This is a genomic window from Pseudomonas sp. CCI4.2, assembly GCF_034350045.1.
In the GTDB taxonomy this organism is placed as follows: domain Bacteria; phylum Pseudomonadota; class Gammaproteobacteria; order Pseudomonadales; family Pseudomonadaceae; genus Aquipseudomonas.
Window position 1 is genome coordinate 3,790,197 of the sequence record NZ_CP133781.1, and the last position, 25,539, is coordinate 3,815,735.

Annotated in this window: 22 protein-coding genes and 1 pseudogene; 16 read left to right on the forward strand and 7 right to left on the reverse strand. The window is 56.8% G+C overall.

Annotation, left to right across the window (positions count from 1 at the left end; genetic code table 11):
- Positions 1-108: 108 nt before the first annotated feature.
- From RHM65_RS17280 to RHM65_RS17290, 3 genes are all read left to right on the forward strand, one after another.
- The gene (locus tag RHM65_RS17280; protein ID WP_322164730.1) at positions 109-783 is read left to right on the forward strand and encodes a response regulator transcription factor; all 675 of its coding nucleotides are present in this window, start codon (positions 109-111) and stop codon (positions 781-783) included.
- Between the two features lie 133 nt (positions 784-916).
- A complete protein-coding gene (locus RHM65_RS17285) occupies positions 917-1,618 on the forward strand; it encodes a class I SAM-dependent methyltransferase (RefSeq protein ID WP_322164728.1) in 702 nt (233 codons plus the stop codon).
- Positions 1,619-1,750: 132 nt separating this feature from the next.
- A complete protein-coding gene (locus tag RHM65_RS17290; RefSeq protein ID WP_322164726.1) occupies positions 1,751-2,602 on the forward strand; it encodes an oxidoreductase in 852 nt (283 codons plus the stop codon).
- A 478-nt stretch (positions 2,603-3,080) separates the two neighbouring features.
- Here RHM65_RS17290 and RHM65_RS17295 read toward each other — a convergent pair whose 3' ends face one another.
- Together RHM65_RS17295 and RHM65_RS17300 are read right to left on the reverse strand one after the other, a co-directional pair.
- A complete protein-coding gene (locus RHM65_RS17295; protein WP_322164724.1) occupies positions 3,081-4,232 on the reverse strand; it encodes a murein transglycosylase A in 1,152 nt (383 codons plus the stop codon).
- A gap of 115 nt (positions 4,233-4,347) precedes the next feature.
- On the reverse strand, positions 4,348-4,977 hold the full coding sequence (locus tag RHM65_RS17300; protein ID WP_322164723.1) for a glutathione S-transferase: 630 nt from the start codon (positions 4,975-4,977) through the stop codon (positions 4,348-4,350).
- 385 nt (positions 4,978-5,362) lie between these two features.
- On the opposite strand from RHM65_RS17300, the pseudogene kdgD reads away from it, so the two are divergent.
- The 5 genes and pseudogenes from kdgD to RHM65_RS17325 all read left to right on the forward strand — a co-directional run bounded on the left by kdgD (position 5,363) and on the right by RHM65_RS17325 (position 10,314).
- A pseudogene (kdgD, locus tag RHM65_RS17305) lies at positions 5,363-6,269 on the forward strand (5-dehydro-4-deoxyglucarate dehydratase).
- Between the two features lie 79 nt (positions 6,270-6,348).
- Positions 6,349-7,668, forward strand: a complete 1,320-nt coding sequence (locus RHM65_RS17310) for an MFS transporter (RefSeq protein ID WP_322164722.1) — start codon at positions 6,349-6,351, stop codon at positions 7,666-7,668.
- Positions 7,669-7,788: 120 nt separating this feature from the next.
- Positions 7,789-8,481, forward strand: coding sequence for a fumarylacetoacetate hydrolase family protein (locus tag RHM65_RS17315; RefSeq protein ID WP_322164720.1), 693 nt, complete (start codon positions 7,789-7,791; stop codon positions 8,479-8,481).
- A 19-nt stretch (positions 8,482-8,500) separates the two neighbouring features.
- Positions 8,501-9,265, forward strand: a complete 765-nt coding sequence (locus RHM65_RS17320) for an SDR family oxidoreductase (protein WP_322164719.1) — start codon at positions 8,501-8,503, stop codon at positions 9,263-9,265.
- 86 nt (positions 9,266-9,351) lie between these two features.
- Positions 9,352-10,314 carry a 2-hydroxyacid dehydrogenase gene (locus tag RHM65_RS17325; RefSeq protein WP_322164718.1) on the forward strand — a complete coding sequence of 321 codons (963 nt, stop codon included), beginning with the start codon at positions 9,352-9,354 and terminating at the stop codon, positions 10,312-10,314.
- 367 nt (positions 10,315-10,681) lie between these two features.
- Here RHM65_RS17325 and RHM65_RS17330 read toward each other — a convergent pair whose 3' ends face one another.
- Positions 10,682-11,272 carry a GNAT family protein gene (locus RHM65_RS17330; RefSeq protein ID WP_322170982.1) on the reverse strand — a complete coding sequence of 197 codons (591 nt, stop codon included), beginning with the start codon at positions 11,270-11,272 and terminating at the stop codon, positions 10,682-10,684.
- Between the two features lie 203 nt (positions 11,273-11,475).
- On the opposite strand from RHM65_RS17330, the gene RHM65_RS17335 reads away from it, so the two are divergent.
- Together RHM65_RS17335 and RHM65_RS17340 are read left to right on the forward strand one after the other, a co-directional pair.
- Positions 11,476-13,839: a DNA polymerase II gene (locus tag RHM65_RS17335; protein WP_322170980.1), complete on the forward strand. Its 2,364-nt coding sequence runs from the start codon at positions 11,476-11,478 to the stop codon at positions 13,837-13,839.
- A 184-nt stretch (positions 13,840-14,023) separates the two neighbouring features.
- Positions 14,024-14,257 carry a hypothetical protein gene (locus tag RHM65_RS17340; RefSeq protein WP_322164717.1) on the forward strand — a complete coding sequence of 78 codons (234 nt, stop codon included), beginning with the start codon at positions 14,024-14,026 and terminating at the stop codon, positions 14,255-14,257.
- 91 nt (positions 14,258-14,348) lie between these two features.
- On the opposite strand, the gene RHM65_RS17345 is transcribed toward RHM65_RS17340, so the two are convergent.
- Together RHM65_RS17345 and RHM65_RS17350 are read right to left on the reverse strand one after the other, a co-directional pair.
- A complete protein-coding gene (locus RHM65_RS17345) occupies positions 14,349-15,545 on the reverse strand; it encodes a DUF1501 domain-containing protein (RefSeq protein WP_322164716.1) in 1,197 nt (398 codons plus the stop codon).
- Between the two features lie 81 nt (positions 15,546-15,626).
- Positions 15,627-17,165 (reverse strand): DUF1800 domain-containing protein, encoded by a 1,539-nt coding sequence (locus tag RHM65_RS17350; RefSeq protein ID WP_322164715.1) that lies wholly within the window; start codon positions 17,163-17,165, stop codon positions 15,627-15,629.
- A gap of 229 nt (positions 17,166-17,394) precedes the next feature.
- On the opposite strand from RHM65_RS17350, the gene RHM65_RS17355 reads away from it, so the two are divergent.
- The gene (locus RHM65_RS17355; RefSeq protein ID WP_322164714.1) at positions 17,395-17,730 is read left to right on the forward strand and encodes a hypothetical protein; all 336 of its coding nucleotides are present in this window, start codon (positions 17,395-17,397) and stop codon (positions 17,728-17,730) included.
- Positions 17,731-17,854: 124 nt separating this feature from the next.
- Entirely contained in the window at positions 17,855-18,082 is a 228-nt protein-coding gene (locus RHM65_RS17360; RefSeq protein WP_322164713.1) for a co-regulatory protein PtrA N-terminal domain-containing protein, read from the forward strand.
- Between the two features lie 58 nt (positions 18,083-18,140).
- Here the strand turns inward: RHM65_RS17360 and RHM65_RS17365 are convergent, their stop codons facing one another.
- Positions 18,141-18,461, reverse strand: a complete 321-nt coding sequence (locus tag RHM65_RS17365; RefSeq protein WP_322164712.1) for a hypothetical protein — start codon at positions 18,459-18,461, stop codon at positions 18,141-18,143.
- 124 nt (positions 18,462-18,585) lie between these two features.
- Entirely contained in the window at positions 18,586-19,074 is a 489-nt protein-coding gene (locus RHM65_RS17370) for a MarR family winged helix-turn-helix transcriptional regulator (RefSeq protein WP_322164711.1), read from the reverse strand.
- Between the two features lie 495 nt (positions 19,075-19,569).
- Between RHM65_RS17370 and RHM65_RS17375 the strand changes: the two genes are divergently transcribed.
- The 4 genes from RHM65_RS17375 to RHM65_RS17390 are packed head-to-tail and all read left to right on the forward strand — an operon-like array spanning position 19,570 to position 25,421.
- Positions 19,570-22,755 carry an efflux RND transporter permease subunit gene (locus RHM65_RS17375; RefSeq protein WP_322164710.1) on the forward strand — a complete coding sequence of 1,062 codons (3,186 nt, stop codon included), beginning with the start codon at positions 19,570-19,572 and terminating at the stop codon, positions 22,753-22,755.
- A gap of 1 nt (position 22,756) precedes the next feature.
- Positions 22,757-23,116, forward strand: a complete 360-nt coding sequence (locus RHM65_RS17380) for a biotin/lipoyl-binding protein (RefSeq protein ID WP_322164709.1) — start codon at positions 22,757-22,759, stop codon at positions 23,114-23,116.
- 12 nt (positions 23,117-23,128) lie between these two features.
- Positions 23,129-23,965, forward strand: coding sequence for an efflux RND transporter periplasmic adaptor subunit (locus RHM65_RS17385; protein WP_322185351.1), 837 nt, complete (start codon positions 23,129-23,131; stop codon positions 23,963-23,965).
- A complete protein-coding gene (locus RHM65_RS17390; RefSeq protein ID WP_322164708.1) occupies positions 23,958-25,421 on the forward strand; it encodes an efflux transporter outer membrane subunit in 1,464 nt (487 codons plus the stop codon). The genes RHM65_RS17385 and RHM65_RS17390 overlap by 8 nt, the downstream gene beginning before the upstream one ends.
- Positions 25,422-25,539: the final 118 nt, after the last annotated feature.

Consider the following 25,539-nt stretch of genomic DNA (forward strand, 5'->3'; position numbering starts at 1 on the left):
AGCGATTTTATTACTAAAAATAAGGAGAGTTTTGACGTTATTTTCATTAGCCACCCGGAACACTAAGCGTCAAGGTGGCTTGCATAACGAGCAGTGTAGGAAAAAACCATGCGTATTCTGGTAGTCGAAGACCATAAAGATATTTTAGATAGCATCTCCGAGTACATGGTGCTGAAGGGCTGTGAAGTAGTGGGGGCAGCGGACGGCTTGACCGGTCTGCATCTGGCGGCAACAGAGACGTTTGACGCGATTATCCTCGACGTCATGTTGCCGGGGATGGATGGAAATCAGCTGTGTAAGAATCTGCGCGAACATGCGCGACTAGACACGCCGATTTTGATGTTGACCGCCCGGGACGATTTGCCGGATCGCTTGAAAGGGTTCAAATCCGGGGCCGACGATTACATCGTTAAACCCTTTGCGCTGTCAGAATTGTTGGCGCGGATCGAAGCCATTGCACGCCGTAAAAAGGGCCTGCAAAAGCGCATTATCCAGATTCATGATTTGGTCTACGACCTGGATGCGCTTGAGGTCACGCGTGCGGGAAAGCCGTTAAAACTTAACCCGATAAACCTGACGTTATTGGCGGTGCTCATGCTGAAAAGTCCGGCCATCGTGCGTCGGCAGGAGTTGGAAGAAGCGGTCTGGGGTACTGATTTGCCGGACAGTGACAGCCTAAGAAGCAATATTTATCTATTACGTAAAGTCGTGGATAAGGGTTTTGATATTCCTTTACTGCATAACTATCATGGGGTCGGGTACAGGATTCATACATCTGCTTAGTGTTGCTTAGTTAAGCGTGTTCTTGTCATATCTTGCAATTGTTGAGCGAATTTAAACGGAATTTTCACAACGGGGTAACTTCGTTGCGACGCGCCACTGAATAATATTTTCTCATTAATTAGTGGAGTAGAAGATGACTAATCCCATCAAGCTCAAGTTTTCCGAGAAATACGATGAAGCCCATGCGCAGCGCTATTTTCTCAAGCATCAGGACGGTTCAGCCCGCCGGCTGTCGCACTGGCGAGATGAACAATTAGCACGTAAAGCCTTGGCGTTAGCGGGTGAGCCAACCACCGTGCTAGACCTTCCCTGCGGGGCGGGCAGATTTTGGCCGCTGCTGGCAGAGAAAGCCAATCGGGTTATTATTGCGGCGGACAACTCGGCAGCAATGTTGCAGACCGCGTGTGAATCCCAGTCGCCTGCGGTCGTAAAGCGCGTGCGAACGTTGCAAACCTCAGCCTTCGATATCGAATTGCCTGAGAACGCGGTGGACTGCATTTTTTGCATGCGCTTGCTACATCACATTGGTGACCCTAACCATAGAATGTCGTTACTTAAGCAATTGAACCGTGTTACCCGTGACACGGTGATTATCTCGTTGTGGGTGGACGGCAACTTCAAGGCGTGGAAGCGCAAGCGCCAAGAGCAACTGCGTCTGGCGGATGGAAAGCAAAGCGGCTATCAAAACCGCTTCGTGATTCCGGTGAAAACAGCAGAAGCCGAGTTCGTTCAAGCCGGCTTCGAAATTGAGAAGCGCCTGGATTTTCTACCGCTGTACGCGATGTGGCGGGTGTACGTGCTGCGCAAGAAATTTAATGTGCCGCGCGAATTTTGAGGGAACTTGTGGGGGGGAGCTGCGATCAAGCTCTACTTACGGTGTCGACGCACGTCACGGTCTCCGAAGCACTTCTGTAAATGCCCGGTTTTCTGTTTTGTGTGCCGCGCAAATCCCAAAGGAACCTGATAGATGATGACTCAAGATAAACCCGTATGGCTGATCACTGGCTGCTCTACAGGCTTTGGTCGCGAACTGGCGAAGTTGGTGTTGGCACGTGGCTGGCGTGCGGTGGTGACCGCCCGTGATCCGTCAACGCTCGCCGATATTGTCAAAGGCCATGAAGACTCCTCACTGGCGCTGGCGCTCGACGTTACTAACCCTCAGCAAATCCACGACGCTGTAAGTCAAGCTAATGCGCGTTTTGGCCGTATCGATGCGTTAGTCAACAACGCCGGTTATGGTTACTTGGCGGCAATTGAAGAGGGTGAAGACGACGCAGTGCGGGCCATGTTCGAAGCCAATGTGTTTGGCTTGGTCGACATGACAAAAGCGGTGTTGCCGACCCTGCGTAAGCAACGCAGTGGGATCATCATCAACGTATCCTCCATCGGCGGCCTTGCCAGCTTTGGCGCCACTGGTTACTACCACGGTACCAAATACGCGGTTGAGGGTATTTCCGAGTCGCTGGCGATTGAAGTCAAACCGTTGGGAATCGATGTATTGATCGTCGAGCCAGGCCCATTCCGCACCAATTGGGCTGGTCCATCGATCAAAGCGTCGGCTACGGTGATTGATGATTACGACGCCACCGCCGGCGAACGTCGCCGCCAGACCTCCCAACGCAGTGGCAACCAAGCAGGTGATCCGGTACGCGCCGCCCAAGCGATCATCGACGCTGCCAGCTCGAAAAATCCGCCACTGCGCTTGCTCCTGGGCAAAGCTGCGCTAGAACTGGCCCGCAAGAAAATCGAATCGTTACGTCATGATTTCGATACGTGGGAAAGCACCACGCTAGGTGCGGATTTTCCAGAAGGGCAGTAACAGGAACGGGCAATCAGCACGGTCTTTCTGTGGGAGCCAACTTGTTGATGTCGACCCGAAACTTGGGGCGCCTGCACTGATGCTTTCGTTGGCAAGCCACCCCACAGGGTGATTTGGGTCCGCACGAACTCAGCGATGGCATCGCAGAACCGAATGTGTGGGAGCAGGCTTGCCTGCGAAGAGGCCGGCAATCGCGCCGCTGATGTTGACCCGAAACCTACGGCGCCTGCACTGACGCTTTCGTTGGCAAGCCAACTCCCACAGGGTGATTTGAGTCCGCACGAGCTCAGCGATGGCATAGCAGAACCGAATCTGTGGGAGCAGGCTTGCCTGCGAAGAGGCTGGCAATCGCGCCGCTGATGTGGACCTGAAACCTGGGTCGCCTGCATTGACGCTTTCGTTGGCAAGCCAACTCACACAGACCTAGGCAGACCTAGAATAGTAAGCACTGAACCTTCGCCTCAGCCTTGCGCAGCCCTCACTGAACCGTCGGCATCGCCGTATCTTTAGGCCACAACAACCAGATTTGCCCCGACTGTTTCATGTTTCCCGCCAGTTCGCCAGCCTCCACACCGGTACCGGTGAATAGGTCCGCGCGAACTTCGCCGGCAATTGCACCACCGGTATCCTGTGCGGCGACTGGACGGACGATGGCCCCGCCGTTTGGGCGGGTGGTGGAGAGCCATAGCAAGCTGCCCAGCGGAATGACCTTGCGATCAATCGCCACGCTGTAACCCGCCGTCAGTGGCACGTTGAGCGAACCGCGTGGGCCTTCGTTGCTTTCTGGGCGGATACCGAAGAACACATAACTTGGATTGCTCGCCAATAACTCCGGAACCTGATCCGGGTTGGCCGTTGCCCAATCGCGAATTCGGCTCATGCTCAATTCTTCTTTCTTGAGCTGATCATGATCGACCAACCAGCGTCCAACGGGTCTGTAGGGATGACCATTCTGGTCGGCATAGCCAATGCGTACCTGTTTCCCACTGTCTAACTGGATGCGGCCAGAACCCTGGATTTGCAGAAATTGCAGGTCCATCGGGTTGCTTAGCCATGCCAGTACCGGAGCGTTTGCGCCTTGGCGGCCAATGGTAGCGGCATCGTCATAGGGCTTGAGCGTGCGACCCTCAAGCCGGCCACGCAGGCGTTTGCCCTTGAGTTCGGGGTAGATGCTATCCAACGCGACCACCACCAAGTCATCCGGCACGCCATACACCGGGACAGTGGTCGTATCGCTGCGCTCAAGGCTGCCTTTGTAGATGGGCTCGAAATAACCGGTGATCAATCCCTTGGCGCCTTTGTCTGCCGAGCGCAGGCTATACACCTGCAGGTTTGACTTAAGAAATTCACGAATCGCCGGGGCGTTTGGTTGGACTTGAGCGGCAGCGCTGCAGGTGGTTTTCCAGATTTTATCGTTGGCCATCCGAGTGCACGCGGAATACCAGGTGTTGAAGCCTGCGAGGAGGTCTTCATCGCTGGTCACCGGCAGGTCCTCCCACTTGACGCTGACGTAGGTGGTCACAGTCGGCGGCGTGGCCTTGGGCACGCCGTTGTCGCAGGCGGCCAGAAGGGCGAAGAGTGGCGCGACGCAAAACAAAAACCGGCGCCAGCGGCAGAAAAAATCAATCACACGATGCGTTCCTGGTGAAATTCGAGGGCATTAGCTTGGGGAATCCGGTCACCCACGTCAAATCCGGGGCGCCGGAACTCATGTTGCAGTGACTCAGCGGTTATTCAGCGACTGCTCAATGCCGCGCAAAAATGTATTCGCCGCCTTTCTCCAGCGCCGCTTGATAGGCAGGGCGTGCTTGGGTGCGGTCTACCCACGCGGCGAGGTGAGGGTAAGCGCCCAGTTTGCCGAACTGTTTGGCGACATCGCCGATGAAGCTCAATTGAATGTCTGCGCCGGTCAGCTCATCGCCGAGCAGGTAGTCGGAATGGCTCAACGCCTCGTCGATATAGCTCAAGTAGTTGGTCACTTCCGAATCAATCCGAGGATGCAGCGCATTGCCGGCTTCCCCTAAACGAGCGACGTACAAGTTCAGCATCAACGGCAACATGGCCGAGCCTTCGGCGAAGTGCAGCCATTGCACGTACTCGTCATACGCCGACGTGGACGGGTCTGGTTGCAGCTGCCCGTGGCCGTGGCGTCGAATCAGGTAGTCAACGATTGCCCCGGATTCGATCAGGACATTGGAACCGTCTTCGATGACCGGCGACTTGCCCAGCCGGTTAATCGCTTTGAGCTCAGGCGGTGCGAGATTTGTCGTTGGGTCGCGCTGATAGCACTTGAGTTCGTAGGGGATGGCCAGCTCTTCCAATAGCCAAAGGATCCGCTGTGAGCGCGAGTTGTTCAGGTGATGGACGATGATCATGGGAATTCCTGTGTAAGGGCAGTTTCAGTCACCAAGGGTCAGACCTACGGTGGGAGGGGTTGTTCAGTTTTAGGTATGGACGCAGCACCCAGCCGCCTTAAGTACGTAGATCCCTGTACCCATTATCGTTAAGCGTATTTCCGGTCATCAGATGTCCTATGACTGCTCGCAGTTACCGTTTGCATGAGCTCTAAATCATATATAGTTGATTATTAACGATTAGCCGCTCTTATTTGCCACATTGGCGAGCGATTGGAGGCAGCCATGATTCCATCCTTATGAGTGAGTCAGCAAAAAATATGGCTTGTATTAATATAGATGTACGATAACGTACGTCGTGTCTGAGCGTGCATCACCACAACAACCATAAGAAAGTGATTTTAAAATGACCCCACAAGAACTCAAAGCTACAGTTTCGTCCGGTCTGCTCTCATTTCCTGTTACCGATTTCAACGCTCAGGGCGACTTCCACAAGGCCGGCTACATCAAGCGCCTTGAATGGCTCGCCCCGTACGGCGCTACCGCATTGTTCGCTGCCGGCGGCACCGGTGAGTTTTTCTCCCTCGCCGCCAGCGAATATTCCGAAGTCATCAAGACTGCGGTCGATACCTGCGCTAATAGCGTGCCGATTCTGGCCGGTGTCGGTGGCTCGACCCGCCAAGCCATCGAATACGCACAAGAAGCCGAGCGCCTGGGCGCCAAAGGCATCTTGCTGTTGCCGCACTACTTGACCGAAGCCAGCCAGGACGGCGTTGCCGCCCACGTTGAAGCCGTGTGCAAGTCGGTCAAGATCGGCGTGATCGTTTACAACCGTAACGTCTGCCGCCTGACCGCTCCGCTGCTGGAACGTCTGGCCGAACCTGATCGGCTACAAAGACGGCCTGGGCGACATCGAACTGATGGTCTCCATTCGTCATCGCCTTGGCGATCGCTTCAGCTACCTGGGCGGCCTGCCGACTGCCGAAGTCTACGCCGCTGCTTATAAAGCGCTGGGCGTTCCGGTGTATTCGTCGGCGGTGTTCAACTTCCTGCCAAAAATGGCCATGGACTTCTACCACGCCATTGCCCGTGACGATCACGCCACTGTTGGCAAGCTGATCGACGACTTCTTCCTGCCGTACCTGGACATCCGTAACCGCAAATCGGGTTACGCGGTCAGCATCGTTAAAGCCGGCGCAAAAATCGCTGGTTACGACGCAGGCCCAGTCCGCACGCCACTGACTGACCTCACCGCAGAAGAGTTTGAAATGCTCGCTGCGTTGATGGACAAGCAGGGTCCGCAGTCGCTTTAACCGTTGTTGCTCGACTCAGTTGGATCGCAAAAGCAGTCGCTGTTCCTGTTTGGTTTATAAAAATAATGAGGGCCTCTCGATGACTACTAACGCTGCGCAAGCCATACCTGCCGAGGTGGCCACCCGGTTACCGACACGGCGTCGCTACTTCATGCTTTTCTTGTTGTTGATCGCGACGATTATCAACTATGCGGACCGGGTCAACATCTCCATCGCCGCACCGTTCATGGCCAAAGACCTTGGGCTGGACAAGTTTGAGATGGGATTGATCTTCTCGGCGTTCGCTTGGACTTATGCGTTTGCGTTAGTACCGGCAGGTTTCATTTCAGACCGCTTCGGCTCACGGCTGACCTATGGTATTTCACTGATCACCTGGTCAATCGCTACCGTGGCACAGGGTGCCGCAGGTGGTTTCGCCTCATTGTTCGGGCTTCGGTTGGGCGTGGGTGCATTAGAAGCCCCGGCGTTCCCAGCAAACACTCGGGCAGTAGCCATTTGGTTCCCCATTCGTGAGCGCGGTTTGGCCAGCAGCATCTATGTCAGCGGACAGTACTTGGGCACAGCGTTGTTTACCGGCGGCCTGTTGTGGCTGGCGACGACCTACAGCTGGCGCTACATCTTCTTCACTACCGGCATTGTGGGTGTGATTTTCGGTATCGCTTGGATGTACCTGTACCGCGATCCTTTGACCTGCAAGAAAGTCAGCAAGGAAGAATTGCAGTACATCGAAGACGGTGGTGGTCTGGTCAAAAGTAGCCAGGAGCGCACTAAGTTCAACTGGCGCCAAGTGGCCGAATTGTTCCGCTATCGGCAGATCTGGGCGATTTGCATCGGCAAGTTTGCCAGCACGTCGGCCTTGTACTTCTTTTTGACGTGGTTCCCTACCTATCTGATTGAAGAGCGTCACCTGACCATGATCAAAGTCGGCATCTTCGCCGTGCTGCCGTTCATTGGCGCAACCGTCGGTGTGTTGTTGGCAGGGCTGGTGTCAGACGTCTTGATCCGTCGCGGCCACACCATGTCGTTTGCTCGCAAGTTACCGTTGGTAGTGGGGTCGATGCTTGGGATGTCCATCGTGTTGGTTAACTTCACTGACTCCAACGTGCTGTGTATCGCGATCTTGACCATCGCTTTCTTCGCTCAAGGTATTGCTTCCGCTTCATGGGCAGCAGTCGCGGAAATCGCACCGAAGGAATTGATCGGCTTGACCGGCGGTGTCACCAGCCTTGCGGCAAACATTGGCGGCATCATCACCCCTATCGTGATTGGCGCGATCTTGAACGTCACTCACTCCTTTACATTGGCCTTCTATTTCATTGGTGCGGTGGCCTTGATGGGCGCGTTGTCCTACTCACTGTTGCTGGGCAAGTTGCACCGCATCGTTCTGGTTGCGCGTTAATACACACCCGCAGGTTGTGTGTTTTGTCCAAATAATGCGCAGTTTCGTCCTGATTGAACAGGACGACGCTGCGTACACTGGTTGCCGGGTAAGTCGTCAAGTCGTTGAGCAAGGATCTGTATGAGCCACTATGTTTTCCCCCCGTCGTCCCAGCCAAGTTTGCCCGTAGTCGGTGACACCAAACGCTTTGCGGTGGCCAGGGTCTTTTGTCTCGGCCGTAACTACTGGTGGCCTGATGCATCGACTGAAACAGCACCAGAGCGTGAACTGCCGTTTTTCTTCATGAAGCCGTCTCAGGCTGTTATCGATGCACAAGGTGAGCTGGATTATCCGTCGTTGACCGGGGAGTTTTGCCCTGAGATCGAGCTGGTAATCGCTATCGGCAAGTCGGGTAAAGATATCGCTATCGCCGATGCCCTCGACCATGTGTGGGGTTACGGCGCCGGGTTGGATTTGACGCGGCGTGACTTACAAATGGTCGCGAAACAGCAGGGCAGGCCGTGGGAAGGTTCCAAGGCGTTCGACGGCTCCGCGCCGATAAGCGCTATTGTGCCGGTGAGCACCATCGGCCACCCGAGCCAAGGCGCGGTATGGCTGAAGGTCAATGATGTTGACCGCCAACGGTCAGACCTGGCGAATCAGATATGGTCGGTGGCCGAGGTGATCAGTCACATCTCTCGCTCCGTCCAGCTCAACCCCGGCGACTTGATCATGACCGGCACTCCACCTGGCGTGGAAGGCATCCAGCGCGGTGACACCGTGACCGCAGGCATTGACGGTATCGGCCATCTGTCGGTATCGATCAAACACTAATTTGAAGAAGGAAATAACAATGTCCAACACGTCCACTTTGAAAGTTGCACTGGTAACGGGCGCAGGCAGCGGCATCGGTCGCGCTGTTGCTCAAGCACTGTTGGCTGATGGTTTCAGTGTGGTCCTGGCGGGTCGTCGCCAAGAACCGCTGGACGAATTGGTCGAGATTGCCAAAGCCGCGGGCCAAAGCGCCATTGGGGTCTCTACCGACGTTCGTGACCCTGCCAGCGTTGACGCGCTGTTTGCAAAAATCGAAGCGGTTTACGGTCGCCTGGACGTTGCCTTCAACAACGCCGGCATTAACGCGCCGGCTATTCCAGTGGACGAGCTTGACGTCGACCTGTGGCTGAACGTGATCAACACCAACGTCACCGGCGTGTTCCTTTGCGCTCGCGGCGCGTTCGGTTTGATGAGAAAGCAAAGCCCACAGGGCGGTCGCATCATTAACAACGGCTCTATTTCTGCCCATACGCCGCGTCCTTTCACCGGGCCTTACACCGCCAGCAAGCACGCGGTGCTGGGTTTGACCAAAGCTTTGGCGCTGGATGGCCGCGAATACAACATCGCGTGCAGCCAGATCGACATCGGTAACGCGTTGACCGACCTGTCGGTGCGCATGACCAAAGGTGTTCGTCAGGCTAACGGGCAAACAGCAATCGAACCGATGGTTGATGTCAAACACATCGCTGACGCCGTGCGTTACATTGCGGCTTTGCCGCTGTCAGCCAACGTGCTGAACATGACTGTGATGGCAACCAACATGCCGTTCGTTGGCCGGGGCTAATAGTCTTGCGTATTCCCTCGGGTTGATGGCGGTTTCGATAACCGTTGTCGGCCCGGCGACCCTTTTAACGCCATGAGTCGAATCCCATGAAACCCGAAATTTTGCAGTTGAGTCCTGTGTTGATCCCGTCGATCAACGAAAAGTTGAATGAGCTGTTTACGATTCGTCCGTACTTTCAGCAGGCTCAGGCCGATAAAGAAGCCTTTTTGCAAGAACACGCGGCCAATATTCGCGGCGTTATTTCCGGTGGTCATACCGGGATTACCCGGGCAATGATGGAGCGTTTGCCAGCGCTGGAAGTGGTGGCGGTCAATGGCGTCGGCACTGATGCCGTGGACATGGCCTACGCCCGGGAACGGGGTATTCACGTCACTGCAACCATCGGCGCATTGACCGATGACGTGGCTGACTTGGCGATTGGCCTGCTGATCGCGGTCTGTCGTGGGATCAACACCGGCGACCGTTATGTACGTGACGGCAAGTGGGGCAAGAGCGCCACGCCGTTGGTGCCATTGCCTTTGGCTCGCCAATTCAGCGGCATGCACGTCGGCATCGTCGGTATGGGCCGGGTAGGGCGTGCAGTCGCAGCCCGTGCCGCAGCGTTCAACTGCAATATCAGCTACACCGATCTCCAGACCATCAGCGACGTGCCTTATGATTTTGTCGACAACCTCGCCGAATTGGCCAAGCAGTGCGATGCGCTGATCGTTGCGGCAGCTGCGGATAAAGTAGAAGGCATCATTAACGCTGAAGTGCTCAACGCACTGGGCAAAGACGGCTACCTGATCAACGTCGCCCGTGGCAAATTGGTCAACGAAACCGACCTGGTTGCTGCGCTGACCGAAGGCCGTATCGCCGGTGCCGGTCTGGATGTGTTCGTCGACGAGCCGCATGTGCCTGAAGCGCTGTGGAGCATGGAAAACGTCGTGCTGCAGCCGCACCGTGCCAGCGCAACGGTTGAGACACGCACCCGCATGGGCGAAATCGTCGTGGTCAGTCTGGAGCAGAACTTCCGTGGCGAACGACCGGCTTATAGCTTGACGACTTGAGGGTGATGTAAGCGACGGCGCCTCGCCAACAAGTGGGCGAAGGTGCTCCGGACTGTTCGCAGGGACCGAATTTATTCATGCCCTGGTCCGTCAACGCGTTGCCGCAGCAAACACCGGACTATTGTAGGAGCCGTAGATACTGTGGGAGCAGGCTTGCCTGCGAAGAGGCCGGTAGTCGCGCCGCTGATGTTGACCTGAAACATAGAATCTCCCACAGAGACGGACACGGAATAGTAGGCACTGAAAATCTGTTCACAGCCTTTGCAGCGCCGAGATCTGTGGGACCGAATTTATTCGGGAAGGCTTCAGTCCTGACGCGCTGCTACCCCAACCCACACAGCGTGCCACCCGGTTTGCTGCCTTTCGCTTAACGACGCATCTTCGCTTCCAGCAACGCTTTCACGTTCGGCCATTCCGAATCGATGATGCTGAAGCGCACGGAGTTGCGTTTGCGGCCGTCGGGCATGATTCGTTCATGACGGACAATCCCTTCCTGCGTCGCGCCAATCCGCAAGATGGCTGCGCGGGATTTTTCATTCAGTTCGTCGGTGGTAAATTGCACCCGCACGCAGTGCATGACCTCGAAGGCGTACATCAGCAGCAGGTGCTTCACTTCGGTATTGATCCCCGAGCGCTGCACTGACTCGCTCAACCAAGTGTGACCAATTTCCAGCTTTCGATTCTTGCGGTCAATCTTCCAAAAACGTGTACTTCCCACCAGCTTGCCGGTTTCGCGCTGAATGATCGCGAACGGCATCACTGTGCCTGCCTGTCTTCCCTCCAGCGCCGTCGAAACATACTGCTCGACCGTGTCCGGCCCCGGCACCACGGTGAGTGTCATGCTCCATAATTGCCCGTCAGCGGCGGCGTCCAGCAGTTGTGGGGTATGCCTCAGTTGCAGCGGTTGAAGTTCGACGGTCAACCCGGTCAGGTGGATTTCAAGGGGCAGGGCGTTCATGGTGGGTAGCGGGGCCTCAGGATTAAAGTTACGCATCGGTGGGTAAGCTGCGGGACGTGTTTGGCTGCAAGGGTTCGCCAAGGCACCACAGTAAACAAAACCCGGTCAGAACCGTAACGAATCTTTATAGTGTGGCCGTTAATGACGCTAACGGCTCAAGCGCATGAGAAACGTCGCGGATTCAAGTGATCGAGGTTGCAACGGTGGATTTACAGCAGGGTTTTGTCCTGACCCGACATTGGCGCGACAGCGCCTTGGGTACCGAAGTCGAGTTTTGGCTGGCCACCGATAACGGCCCTCGGCACATTCGGCTGCCGCACCAACCCTCAGTGGCGTTTATCCCGGTCGAGCAGCAGGAGCGAGCCAAGTCATTACTGCGCAGCGAACGTAACGTCGAACTTCGGCCGTTGGACCTGTGCGATTTCCGTCACCGCCCGGTGCTAGGCCTTTATTGCCAGCAGCATCGGCAACTGATGAATGTCGACAAGCAATTGCGCGCCTTTGGGGTCGATGTCTACGAGGCGGATGTTCGGCCACCGGAACGCTACATGATGGAGCGTTTTATCACCGCACCCGTGACGTTCAGTGGAAAGCCGGGCGCCAACGGCCTGCTGCTTGATGCCCAGATGAAGCCGGCGCCAGAGTACCGACCGTCATTGAAGCTGGTCTCGCTGGACATCGAAACCACGGCGCAAGGCGAGCTGTATTCCATCGCGCTGGAGGGGTGTGGCCAGCGTCAGGTTTATATGCTCGGGCCGCCGAATGGCGTGGAGGATGAGGTCGATTTTCTGTTTGAGTACTGCGACAGCCGTGCGCAGTTGCTGGAAAAACTCAACGAATGGCTGGTCCGCCACGACCCTGATGCAATCATCGGCTGGAACCTGGTGCAATTCGATCTGCGCGTGCTGCACGAACACGCGCAGCGCCTGAACGTGCCGTTACGCCTCGGACGCGGCGGCGAGGAGATGGGTTGGCGTCAGCACAGTACGCGCAATAATCATTATTTCGCGTCGGCGGCCGGGCGTTTGATCATTGACGGCATCGAAGCGTTGCGTTCGGCGACTTGGAGCTTTCCTTCGTTCAGCCTGGAGAACGTCGCGCAAACCTTGTTGGGTGAAGGTAAAGCGATCAACAACGCATACCAAAAAATGGACGAAATCAACCGCATGTTTGCCGAGGACAAGCCGGCGCTGGCCCGCTACAACCTCAAAGACTGCGAGCTGGTGACGCGAATATTTGCCAAAACCGAACTGCTGACGTTTTTGCTGGAGCGGGCCTCGGTGACGGGGTTGCCTGCTGACAGCAGCGGTGGATCAGTCGCCGCCTTCAGTAATCTGTACATGCCGCTGATGCACCGCCAAGGCTTTGTGGCGCCAAACCTCGGCGAGCGCCCGCCCGAGGCCAGCCCTGGTGGTTTTGTCATGGACTCGAAACCGGGTTTGTATGAGTCGGTATTGGTGCTGGATTACAAGAGCCTGTACCCGTCGATTATCCGCACTTTCCTGATTGACCCGGTGGGACTGGTCGAAGGCATACGCCAGCCCGGCGATGCAGAGTCGGTGCCGGGTTTTCGTGGCGCACGATTCTCCCGCACCCGGCATTGTTTGCCTGCGATCATTTCTCGTGTGTCCGAAGGCCGCGAAGTGGCGAAACGTGAACGTAACGCGCCGTTGTCTCAGGCTCTGAAAATCATCATGAATGCGTTTTATGGCGTGTTGGGGTCCAGCGGCTGCCGCTTCTTCGATCCGCGTCTGGCGTCGTCCATCACCTTGCGCGGTCACGAGATCATGCGCAAAACCCGCGAACTGATCGAGGCTGAAGGTCACGCGGTGATCTACGGCGATACCGACTCCACCTTTGTCTGGCTCCGTCGCACGCATACCGAGGAAGACGCCGCGCGTATCGGGCGCGCGTTGGTGTTGCACGTCAACCAATGGTGGCGTGGGTATCTGCAACAGACGTTTGGACTGGACAGCGTGCTTGAACTGCAATTGGAGACGCACTTCCGGCGTTTTTTGATGCCGACCCTGCGGGGTGCCGAGGAGGGCAGCAAGAAACGTTACGCCGGCCTCGTCACCCGGGCGGACGGTCGCGACGAGATGGTCTACAAAGGGCTGGAGACCGTGCGCACCGATTGGTCACCGTTGGCGCAACAGTTTCAGCAGGAACTGTATGAACGAATCTTCAACCGGCAACCGTACCAAGACTACGTACGCGATTACGTTCGCAAGACCTTGAAAGGCGAGCTTGATGATCTGTTGATTTACCGCAAGCGGCTGCGGCGCAAACTGGACGATTACCAACGCAACGTGCCACCCCACGTCCGCGCGGCGCGAATGGCTGATGAGTACAACGACCAGCAGGGTCGGCCACGGCAATACCAGAGCGGCGGTTGGATCAGTTACTTGATGACCACCGCCGGGCCTGAGCCGCTGGAGACCCAAACGGCGCCCATCGACTACGACCACTACGTCACCCGCCAACTGCAACCCGTGGCAGACGCGATTCTGCCGTTTGTGAATGACGACTTCAGCACATTGGTTGGCGGGCAAATGGGTTTGTTTTGAAGGGTGCTGATTTCTGATGTAGACGCCGCGCCAACACGTCGGCGCTTACCGACTTTAGTATCAGATCACCGCTGTCGATAGTGGGTATCTATGCTCGTGGTTTTTCATTGGCGGGGGCAGGGGGTAACTTAGCGCCACTTACTCGAAACCCACCTTCCTTTGAACTACCTATTGGAGCTTAACCATGAAACGTACCCTTGCTTTCGGCTTCGCCCTTTCGGTTCTGGCCGCAACCTCAGCTTTCGCCAGCCCTCAGACCACCACTTCGGTTGCCAAGCCAGTAGTCGCTGAAGCGACTCACGTTCGCGTCGCGGACAACTCGGCCAAGACCTTTGATCGTCTGAGCAGCGACCTGCACGGCAACGTCATCGTTGCTGAAAACCGCAAAGAATTCGGTTCGCAGTATCAGCGCTATTGATCGACTAAACGCTTAAAAAAGCCCGGTTATCCGGGCTTTTTGCTGCGCCCTGTAGAGCCAACTGGTTGGCGAGGCGGCGGCATATGTACCGTCAAACCAATTGCAGCGCATTGGGTCGCGCGCCGGGGAACACGGCTTGAAGCTGTGAAGTGGACAAGCCCCACGTACGCCCGAGCAATCCGCCGAGCAGGTCGCGGTAATTGTTAAGCACGGGGTAATCGCGGTTTTGCAGCAGTGTGTTCTGGTTCACCGCGACTTGCTCGCCGACGATGCGCCCACCCCGAACGTTGCCGCCAAGCACCCAGTACACCGTGCCATGGCCATGATCGGTGCCACGGTCGCCGTTCTCGCGAAATGTGCGGCCGAATTCAGACACCACCACCACCGTGGTGGTGTTCCACTCGTCACCGAGTGCTTGGGCATACGCTGCCAAGCCTTGACCGAGGTTGGCCAGGTTGTTAGCGAGATTGCCCGTGGTACTGCCTTGATTGACGTGGGTGTCCCAACCGCCCACATCGACGAACCCCAACCGGTACTGGTCGCGCATTAACGTGGCGATACGTTGGGTTTCGGCAGCAAAGTTCTTCGCCGTAGCCGCGCCGCGATTGGCGCGCATCATCTCTTCCTCCAGGTCTTTCGAGACATGCTGGCGCAGCTCAAGGCCGTCAGACGCAGACGCGGCAAGCGGGGTACCCTTGTACATGCTGGCGAGGATCGACGATTGCCGATTATCGAACGCCGGTTTCGAAACCCCACGCAACGACAGGTTAGGAATGTCTTTACCGCCTTGAAAACTCAGCGGCAATGCGTCAGTGAATGCAATGGGCGCGCTGTCGGGGGCAGCTAGCGCCAAGCGGGCGAGGAAGCCCGAGCCGTACCCGTTGCGCTGCTGGCTCGGCTCGCCGGATTCGATGTTGTCCTGAGTTTCGAAGTGGCTGCGCGACAGGTCGTCGGTGCCTGCGAACGGGACGAAGGCGATTTGTTTGCGTTGCCACAGCGGGTAGATCGAGTCGCGCAGCACCGGGTTCAGCCCCCAATTGGAATCAAGTGCGATGGCACTGTCGAGGTTGCCCTGATCGGGTCTGGCGATGGCCAGGGTAGGCCGCGAATCGTAGTAAAAGTCGCTGTTGTAAGGCACCAACAAGTTGTTGCAGTCATAGCCGCCGCGCAAGAACACAAACAGGAATCGGGGCGCGGAAGGTGGCGCGGCAAATAATTTCCCGGAAAACGACAGGCTTGGCAACGCTGCGGCAGCAGCGGTTGCTAACAGGAATTCTCGACGGTTCATCAGGCACCTCATGACGCAATGGATCATGGTAGACATTCAACGATTCAGCCGGCCCTGGCCTTGCTCACGTAACTCGCATTGTCATCGGCTGTTGAAGTCAGGCGACGACAACAAGTACGTATTCCATTCCTGTTGCGAGGCTGCTTGGTCAAGCGCCCCTCGGGTCGCAGCACTCAAGCCCGGAGCCACCGCATCATAAAAAAGTCGGGTGGTAATCATCGGAAACCCGATACCTTCCTTCGGGCTGCCTTCGGGGGTGAACAACCGGTTGTCGCCCCTGCCGATAATGCGTGCAATTTCAAACCGTTTGGACAACTGTCCCGAGCTGGTCCAACCGCTGGAATCCAGCGGCCAACCGTCTGGGGTGACGCGACCAAACACCGGCTCGCCCAGTTGGTTCAGCCAATTGACCATCGGCCTGGCATTGGCCAAGGTTTTACCGTCGTAGGCCAGTCGGACTGATGAAGCAACAAACTGGATCGGGTCCTTGAACTTCGTCCCGGCGCTCTGCTGCAACTCCTTAGATTGAAACAACGTACGCATCACTTGGGCAATATCGCCATCGGTGCGCTGGAAGGTCGCGGCCATGCGGTCGACCAGTGCCTGTGGTGGGTTGTCGGCCACAAAGTACTGGGCTAATTGATGCGAGATAAATACTGCGCAGGCTTTCTGGCGAGTGATCAGCTCAACGGCCTGGGCGATTTCATCAAAACCTGAACCCCTGATGGGCTGCCCCAACAGGACCTTGTCACTGAAATCGTGACGCTTGGGATTGAACTCGAACACGCCTTCCTGGACCACGAACGGCGCCAGTGCGGGCGGAAACCGTTGTTGCTTGCCATCCAGCGGGGCAAGGCCGGCGCCGGTCAGTATCAGCGCCAGCTGTTGCACGTCTTGCTGGGTGTACCCTGAACCTACACCGAGCGTATGCAACTCCATCAGCTCGCGGGCATAATTTTCATTAACTTTACCTTGTGCGTTTTGGGCGTTGTCCAAAAACTCCAACATCGCCGGACTTTTGAGCGTCGCCATTACCAAGTCCTTGAACTTGCCCAGTGCATGGGGGCGGATGACTTGCTCTTCATAATCCGCCGCCATCCAGCGCACGCGGCCCTTGCCCATGTAGATGCTGAAGTGGTTAAGCCAAAAGCTGATCAACTGCTCCTTCAACTGATTGGGTCCATACACCGCCCGCAGCATCACGATTTCCTGCGCTTGCTGTCCGTATTCGTTAGCGGCTTGTTGCGCCGCTTTTTTGGCCGCTATTTTGTCATCGCCGTCGGGCATGGCGTTAAGCTGTTCTTGCTCTTGCTTGCGGGCAATCAACGATGATTCAAGCGAAGAGGTCAGGGCCGGATAGCCATGCAACAAGGTGTTGATGGCCGGCGGCAATAGGTCGGGAATGCGGTCGGTCAGTTGCGCTTCCAGCAGACCCGCGCGGCCCATCGAGCGCAAACGCGTCACGCTGGCCGCATCGAGGTCGAACCCGTCGCGCCGCAGCCAAGCAATGTCCGCAGTATTCAAAGGGACGGGAGCGCTTGCCATGGCGTGAGACGGCGCGAGCAACAACAAGCAAACCGACACACACAAAGGCCGTAAAGCGATGCTGGATGCGGGCATTTGAAAGGTTTCCGAGATGAGTTTTCCATGCCGTCGAACTGACGATCAGGGGCGCATCTGGAACCATAGTGGCCGCATATCCTAGGACCGGCAAGCGGGCGACTGCGCCCACGGGACGTGGCTTTCAGCTGAATGTAATGGTCCGGTAAAGCTGCTGTTACTGATGAGCAGAGTGATGTAGGTTTCAAAATGTGTCTGAAATTGTCGAAAGTTTAACCGAGGGAAAGCTATGTTTTTACGCTGCGTGGCAGTAATCGCTGTGGTCGCTATGACCAGTGGGTGTGTTGAGCGGGTCCATGAACGCGTCGTTCGCGAGCGTCCGGTTCAGACTCAGTACGTTGAAGTCGTCGCTCCACAACCTCCCCCTGAACGTATCGTTGAAGTGGAGCCGGGTCGTCGTGACGGCTTTATCTGGGCCCATGGCTATTGGCGCTGGGACGGCGGGCGTTATGTGGCCGTTGGCGGACATTGGGAACCAGCGCGTCCAGGCTATCGCTATGTGCACCCGCATTGGGAACACCGTCCTGATGGCTGGCACTGGCGTGGCGGCGGTTGGGTGAATTAATTTAAAACCTGTCAAAAAATTCATGTGGTGGGGATCGGGCTGAAAGCCCTATCCCCCCAAAATGGGCTCGAGCTTAACGCTTCTGTCGGCAATAGGTGCCGGCAGACCCTATTTGGAAAACCTTATGAACACGTTGAAAACATTATTCATCATCGCTTTGCTGGGCACTTCTGTAAGCGCAATGGCCGAAGGCGGCGGCGACCGGACTATGGCGCTGATGTTGGCGCATAACGAAGCGGTGATGCAGCAGCATCAGCAGGAAGAAGCTCAAGGGGTTGAGCGCTCAAAACACGAAAAATCAGTGGTTAGCGCGCATGACGCGGCGTCCAGTGAAACCGATCGCTCAGAGTGAATGTCAGAGCGCCGGACAAGCGCCACATTCAATGATGTGGCGCTTTGCTATATATGGCTTATTTGATTTCGTTGGTAGTGTCACCGTCCGCGCCGCTGCCTTTGCCCACACCGGTGGAGGTCGACTGATCGGCGCCATTGTTGTTGGAGCCTTTGGTGCCCGGAACGTGAGAAGAGTTCTGGTTCGCCTTGCTCGGCGGATTGAGGGTTCTGTTCGACGGAACCGTGCCCTCATCATTGGTGGGGTCAGCGCCCATTCCGGTGGTTGAAGGCGTTTTATTCATCGGGTCGCTAGTGCCGGTGGTTTGTGCCATCGCGACCATCGAAGCGGCCGACAGCAGGGTAGCGAATGCAAGGGTCGTGACATATTTCAGGGTCATGATTCGTCTCCGGGGTTATAGAGTCGTTACATGAGTTGGGTGCCGCGTGATCCAATAAGTGCGTGAGATGACGACGAACGGTGATGACGCCGGATACCCCATTCGAGCAACAGGTCTGAAAACATCAACGGGCGGCAAGCTTCAGCGCCATGGCCGCAGCAAACGATTCCGAAGCTATGTAATCAAGGGTCGCGCGCAGTCGAACGGCCTCTTCGGCGCCATAGATCTCATCAAACACACGCCTGACGCGGGTCCAGATTTCCCGTGCTTCCTGATATTTTTTCACGCCTTTTTCGGTAAGGGTTACCCGCCGGCATCGGCGATCATCTAGGTCGACATTGAGCTCGACAAACCCATCTCGCACCAAGGGTTTCAAGGTATGGCCCAGGGCCGAGAGGTCCATGACTAATTCCTGAGCCACGGTGCGCATGGTCGGTCCTTGCAAGCGCGTGATTTGTGACAACAACGAATACTGGGTGCCTTTAAGCCCGCTGGGAGCGAACGCATCATCGTAAATTTGGCCCATGCGCCGTGCTGCACGGCGGATGGCACCATTGGAACAGCCACTACCGGAAGGGATGGCAGGGCTGAGCAAAACGGCAGTCTTGGTCATTTGACTCACTGTCATAGCGGTATATGCCTCGATTATGGTCGGGCATTTTGAAAGGGCAAGGCTTTAATTGGTCGGTTAGGACGGCCTATGGCTAGCGTTTTTATTCTTGGAAGGAGCAAAGTAGGTTCGGGCCGTAATACGCACGTAGTCTTCGCGTAGATATTTGTTGGCATATACCCCTAATATCGATATTGTGGCGCATGCCCCCGCTCGTGGGGCTTGTTGCAGGAATATGGTGATGAAGATTGAATGCTGTTGGCGCGTCAGTTGGCATGACCGTCACGGAAAAACCGGTGGTTTTGGCTGATTTGTACCCTTTGGGTATCAGCATTTGAACTGTGCGCTCAGCCTGCGGATCAATCGAATGTCCTGTTCGAGTTCCGCAGCTCATCGCGGCCTTTTACGTAACCATGGAGATGCAGCGCAATTTACAGCGCCTGTAGTCTGCGTTGAGGTGCGCTGGTCTCTGCTCGGTTCCCAGTCCGGATAACAACAATGCAAGGCCTCGTACGTATAGCTTTAAGCCGACCGTATACTTTCGTCGTGCTGGCGATATTCATCATGATCATCGGTCCGCTGGCGGCCCTGCGCACGCCGACCGATATCTTTCCTGAAATTCGTATCCCAGTTATTGCCGTTATCTGGCAGTACACCGGTCTGTCCCCAGACCAAATGGCGGGTCGGATTACCTCACCGTTCGAGCGGGTGCTGACCACCACGGTCAACGATGTTAGGCACATTGAAGCGCAATCGCTGAACGGCTTCGGCATCATCAAAGTCTATTTTCAGCCCAACGTGAACATCAGTACTGCCAACGCGCAACTGACGTCGGTGTCTCAGGCGATCCTTAAACAGTTGCCGCCCGGTACCACGCCACCGCTGATCCTCAATTACAGCGCCTCAACGGTGCCCATCGTGCAGCTCGCGCTATCGGGCAAAGGCCTGAGCGAGCAGCAACTGGGTGACTTGGGGCTGAACACCGTGCGGCTGATGCTGACCACGGTTGCCGGCGCGGCCATGCCGTATCCGTTTGGTGGTAAAAGCCGGCAGGTGCAGATCGACCTTGATTCTGCGGCCATGCAAGCACGGGGTTTATCGGGCCAGGACGTGGCCAATGCCCTGGCCACGCAAAACCTGATCACGCCCATCGGTACGGAAAAAATCGGTGGCTACGAGTACATGCTGCAGTTGAACAACGCGCCGTCGGCGATTGCCGACTTGGAGGACTTGCCCATCAAGACCGCTAACGGCACGACGGTATTGATGCGTGACGTGGCCAGCGTGCGCGATGGCAACCCACCGCAACAGAACATTGTCCACGTTAACGGCAGCCGTTCGGTATTGATCACTGTGCTGAAAACCGGCTCGGCGTCGACCCTGGGGGTCATTGCCGGGATCAGGGAGAAGCTTGAGGCGTCGAAGGCAGCATTGCCTGAAAACCTGAAGATCGATTTTATTAGTGACCAGTCGCTGTTCGTTCGTGCCGCCATCGAAGGCGTCGCGCGGGAGGGCGTTATCGCCGCTGCGCTGACCAGTCTGATGATTCTGTTGTTCCTTGGCAGTTGGCGTTCAACGGTGATCATTGCGGTGTCGATTCCGTTGGCGATCCTGTCTTCGATTGCGATGCTGTCGGCGCTGGGCGAGACCCTGAACATCATGACCCTGGGAGGGCTGGCGCTGGCCGTTGGTATTCTTGTGGACGATGCTACGGTGACCATCGAGAACATCAACTGGCACCTCGAACAAGGCAAGCAAGTCAAAGAGGCGATTCTCGACGGTGCCGCGCAAATCGTGACCCCGGCGTTCGTTTCGCTGCTGTGTATTTGCATCGTGTTCGTACCGATGTTCTTCCTTGATGGTGTGGCGCGATTCCTCTTTGTGCCCATGGCCGAAGCAGTCATTTTCGCCATGATCGCCTCGTTCATCTTGTCGCGTACCTTGGTGCCGACCATGGCCAACTTCCTGCTCAGCCCGCACACCAAAGAAGAAGAGGAAGAACACACCAAGCCTTCTTCGAATCCATTGGTGCGCTTTCAGCGTGGGTTTGAGAAGCGCTTCGAGAATGTCCGCGACAGCTACCACGCCATGTTGGAAACGGCGTTGCACCACCGGGGTTTGTTCGTTGCCTGCTTCCTTGGATTTGTTGTGCTGTCGTTCGGTCTGGTGCCATTCCTGGGGCGCAACTTCTTCCCTGCGGTGGATTCAGGGCAGATCCTGATGCACGTCCGAGCACCGGTCGGAATGCGCGTTGAAACCACGGCGCAGGTGGTTTTTGACGTGGAAAACGCCATCCGACGGATTATCCCTGCTCAGGAACTGGGCACCGTGGTGGATAACATCGGCTTGTCGATCAGCGGTATCAATACCGCCTACAACAACACCGGTACGGTGGGTTCACAGGACAGCGACATTCAGGTCAAGCTTAACGACGGTCACCGCCCCACCGCTGAATACATCCGTGAGATGCGCGAGCGCTTGCCGCGAGAGTTTCCGGGTGTGGTGTTCTCGTATCCGCCGGCGGACATTGTGGGGCAGATTCTTAACTTCGGTGCGGCGGCGCCCATCGACGTGCAGGTGCAGGGCAACAATTTGGCGGGTAACTTTGCCTACGCCAACAAGCTGCTGCGTGATATTCGCAAAGTGCCTGGGGTCGTCGATGCGCGGCTTCAACAATCGCAGCAATTGCCGACGTTCAAAGTCAATGTTGACCGGACCCGTGCGCAGTTGGTGGGCATCACCGAGCGCGACATCACCAACAGCTTGGTGGTCAACTTTGCCGGCTCCAGCCAGGTCGCTCCCACCTATTGGTTGAACAGCGCGAACGGGGTGTCATACCCCATCGTGATGCAAACCCCGCAATACAGCCTCGATACGTTAGCGGCGCTGCATAACCTGCCGCTCAGTTCATCGGGACCGGGTGTTGGTGGGCAAATTCTCGGTGGACTGGCGACCATTGAGCGGACCCACAGCAACTCGGTGGTAAGCCAATCGGACATCCAGTCGGTGGTGGAAATCTTCGCCTCGACCCAAGACCGCGACCTGGGCGCTGTCGCGTCAGACATTCAAAAACTGATTGCCGACAGCACCAATGACGTGCCCAAAGGATCAAAAGTCATGTTCCAGGGGCAGGTGCAAACCATGAACAACGCGTTCAACGGGATGCTGTTCGGGATACTCGGCGCAGTGGTGCTGATTTACCTGCTGATCGTGGTCAACTTCCAGTCCTGGACCGACCCGTTCGTGATCATTACCGCCTTGCCGGCGGCGCTGGCGGGCATTGTCTGGACCTTGTTCGTGACGCACACCACGTTGTCAGTGCCGGCGTTGACCGGGGCCATCATGTGCATGGGGGTGGCGACCGCAAACGCCATTCTGGTGGTCAGCTTCTGTCGAGAACAGCTGGCCGAGCACGGCGACCCGATCAAGGCAGCGCTTGAAGCCGGTTTTACGCGTTTCCGTCCGGTGCTGATGACGGCGTTGTCGATGATCATTGGTATGGCGCCCATGGCCCTGAGCCTGGGTGAAGGCGGCGAACAAAACGCACCCTTGGGACGAGCCGTTATTGGCGGCTTGGCGTTTGCCACCATTGCAACATTGTTTCTGGTCCCGGTGATCTTCAGCATTCTTCACGCACGCCGCGAGCAAGCGTCCATCCCGGCAAACGCCATTCAAGGGTCTTGACATGTCAACTGATACTTCTTCATCAAACAACACATCACCCCCTCGTCGGCGTGGCGGCCTGGTACGCATCGTGATTGCGCTGATTGTCGTGGTCATCGTGGTCGTGGCCGGTATTTCGATCCGGGCCAGCGAATCCAAAGACCTGAAAGTCTGGACCGATACTCAAGCGACGCCCAGCGTGGTGCTGATCACGCCGAACCCTTCGCCACAAGGACCGGTGCTGAACTTGCCAGGCCGGTTGGAAGCCTACTCCCGGGCGTCGATTTCGGCGCGGGTAGGGGGTTATCTGAAATCGTGGAAAGTGGACATTGGTGCCCCGGTCAAAGCCGGGCAGTTATTGGCTGAAATCGACACACCGTAGCTGGATCAGCAACTGGTTCAGGCCCGTGCGGTATTGGCTACGGCGCAGGCCAATTCGTCCTTGGCGGGCACCACGGCTAAACGTTGGCAGGCGATGCTGGCCTCTGATTCAGTGTCGCGTCAGGAAGTCGATGAGCGCGTCAGTGATCAAGCGGCCAAACAGGCCGATGTGGCGGCGGCGAAAGCCAACGTTGAGCGGCTGGTGGCTACCAAAGGCTTCCAGCGTCTGGTCGCGCCGTTTGATGGCGTGGTCACTGCGCGTAACACCGACGTTGGTCAATTGATCAACGCGGGTGGCGGCACCGCGCAAGAGTTGTTTGCAGTATCGGACGTCAGTCGCCTACGGGTTTACGTGCAAGTGCCACAGAGCTTTTCACCACTGGTCCGAGCAGGAGCCATCGCCAGCTTAACGGTGCCGGAATATCAGCAAGAGCAGTTCACCGCGAAAGTGATTGCCTCGGCCGATGCGGTTAATGCCGCGTCGGGAACCACCTTGGTGCAATTGTTGGTGGAAAATCGGGGTCGTCGCTTGATGCCCGGCGCCTTTACTAACGTCCAATTCAAGCTTCCGGTGCAGGCCAATGCCTTGCGTTTGCCGTCCAGCGCGCTGGTGTTCGACGACCATGGTTTGCGCGTGGCGACCCTTGGCGAGGACAACCATGTGCTGTTCAAGACCGTGACCATTGCCCGTGACTTCGGCGATGCAGTGGAAATTGGCTCGGGCCTGTTGCCCACCGATAAGGTCATCAACACGCCACCCGATGGTCTGCTTGATGGCGACACGGTACAAATCGCCAAACCCAACGACACCAACAAGCCCAACGAAGCGGTGGCCAAAGCTCATGGTTAATCCGCACCCGGCGTTTAAAATAAGCGCATTGCTGATGACATTCTTGGGCTTGGGCGCGTGTCATCTGGCGCCGGAGTACCAGGTGCCTGCGATCCCGATGGCTGCGCAATACCGTACCGACGGTCCTTGGCGCGCCGCGCAACCTTGCGATCAGTTAAGCCGCGATGGCTGGTGGCGTATCTATAACGACCCACAGCTCAACGATTTGCAGCAGCGTCTGCTAACCAATAACCCAGACCTTGCGGCCGCCCTGGCGCACTACGCTCAGGCTCAAGCGTTTGTGACGCAGGTGCAATCGGGGTTGTTCCCCAGCATCAAAGGCAACGCCAACGGTCAGCGTGATCGGCAATCTGACACCCGTCCGCTGCGGTCGGCAACGGCGGGGCCGGAGTACAACTCGTTTACCGTGGGTGCCGAGGTCGATTACGAGGTCGATCTGTGGGGCCGAGTGCGTGACTCGGTTGCCGCCGGTACCGATGAGGCGCAAGCGAGCAAAGCCGATCTGGCCAATGCGCGCCTGAGCCTGCAAACCCAGTTGGCCGACAGCTACATTCGCTTGCGCGGTTTGGACCAGCAGACGCAATTGCTGAACGAGAGCACTGAGGCGTATGCCAAAGCGGTGAACTTGACCGAAGGCCTGCACGGCGGCGGTATTGTTTCCGGGCTGGACGTCTCTCGGGCGAAGACGCAGTTGTCGTCGGCCAAGTCGCAACTTAAGCAAAACCTCGCCCAGCGGGCGCTGATGGAGCATGCCATCGCGTCGTTGGTGGGTGCTTCTGCCTCTGAGTTTCGCGTCAACGCTAACACCCAAGACATTGCCTTGCCGGTGGTGCCAACCGGAGTGCCATCGGCGCTGTTGCAACGCCGGCCTGACATCGCGGCCTCTGAACGGCGGATCGCCGAAGCCAACGCGAAAATCGGCGTAGCCCGTGCAGCGTTCTTCCCGACTATCACCCTTAGCGCGCAGGCCGGTTATCAAAGCGACGAATACGCCGGTCTGCTTGCTGCACCCAACTTGTTTTGGGCAATCGGACCTTCATTGGTCACGACGTTATTCGACGCCGGTGCACGGCAAGCCGGGGTTGATATTGCCAAGGCGCAAACCGATGAAGCCGGCGCCCGCTATCGCAGCGTGGTCTTGGGAGCGTTTCAGCAGGTGGAAGACAACCTGACGCTTATCTCCGGGCTAGGCGAAGCGCTGAAAGATCAACACGATGCCGCAGATGCCGCGCAGTATTCAGAAGACTTGGCGCTAGCGCGGTATCGCCAGGGCGCGGTGGGTTATCTGGATGTCGTCGAAGCGCAAACCGTTGCACTTGACGCCCAGCGTAGCGTGTTGGATTTACAGACCCGACAACTGAGTGCCAACGTGGCCCTGATCAAAGCCCTGGGCGGCGGTTGGAATACCGGTGAACTTGCCAGCGTGGCGGTTGCACCGGTAGCGGGCGTGCGGTGATATCGTCCGCGATCTCCTACAGGTTTTTTGTAAATCGCCAGAGAAACCGGTGGGACCGAATTTATTTGGGAAGGCCGCGACGCGATGTTCACAACGAGGTCTTTGGCCGGTCAACGCC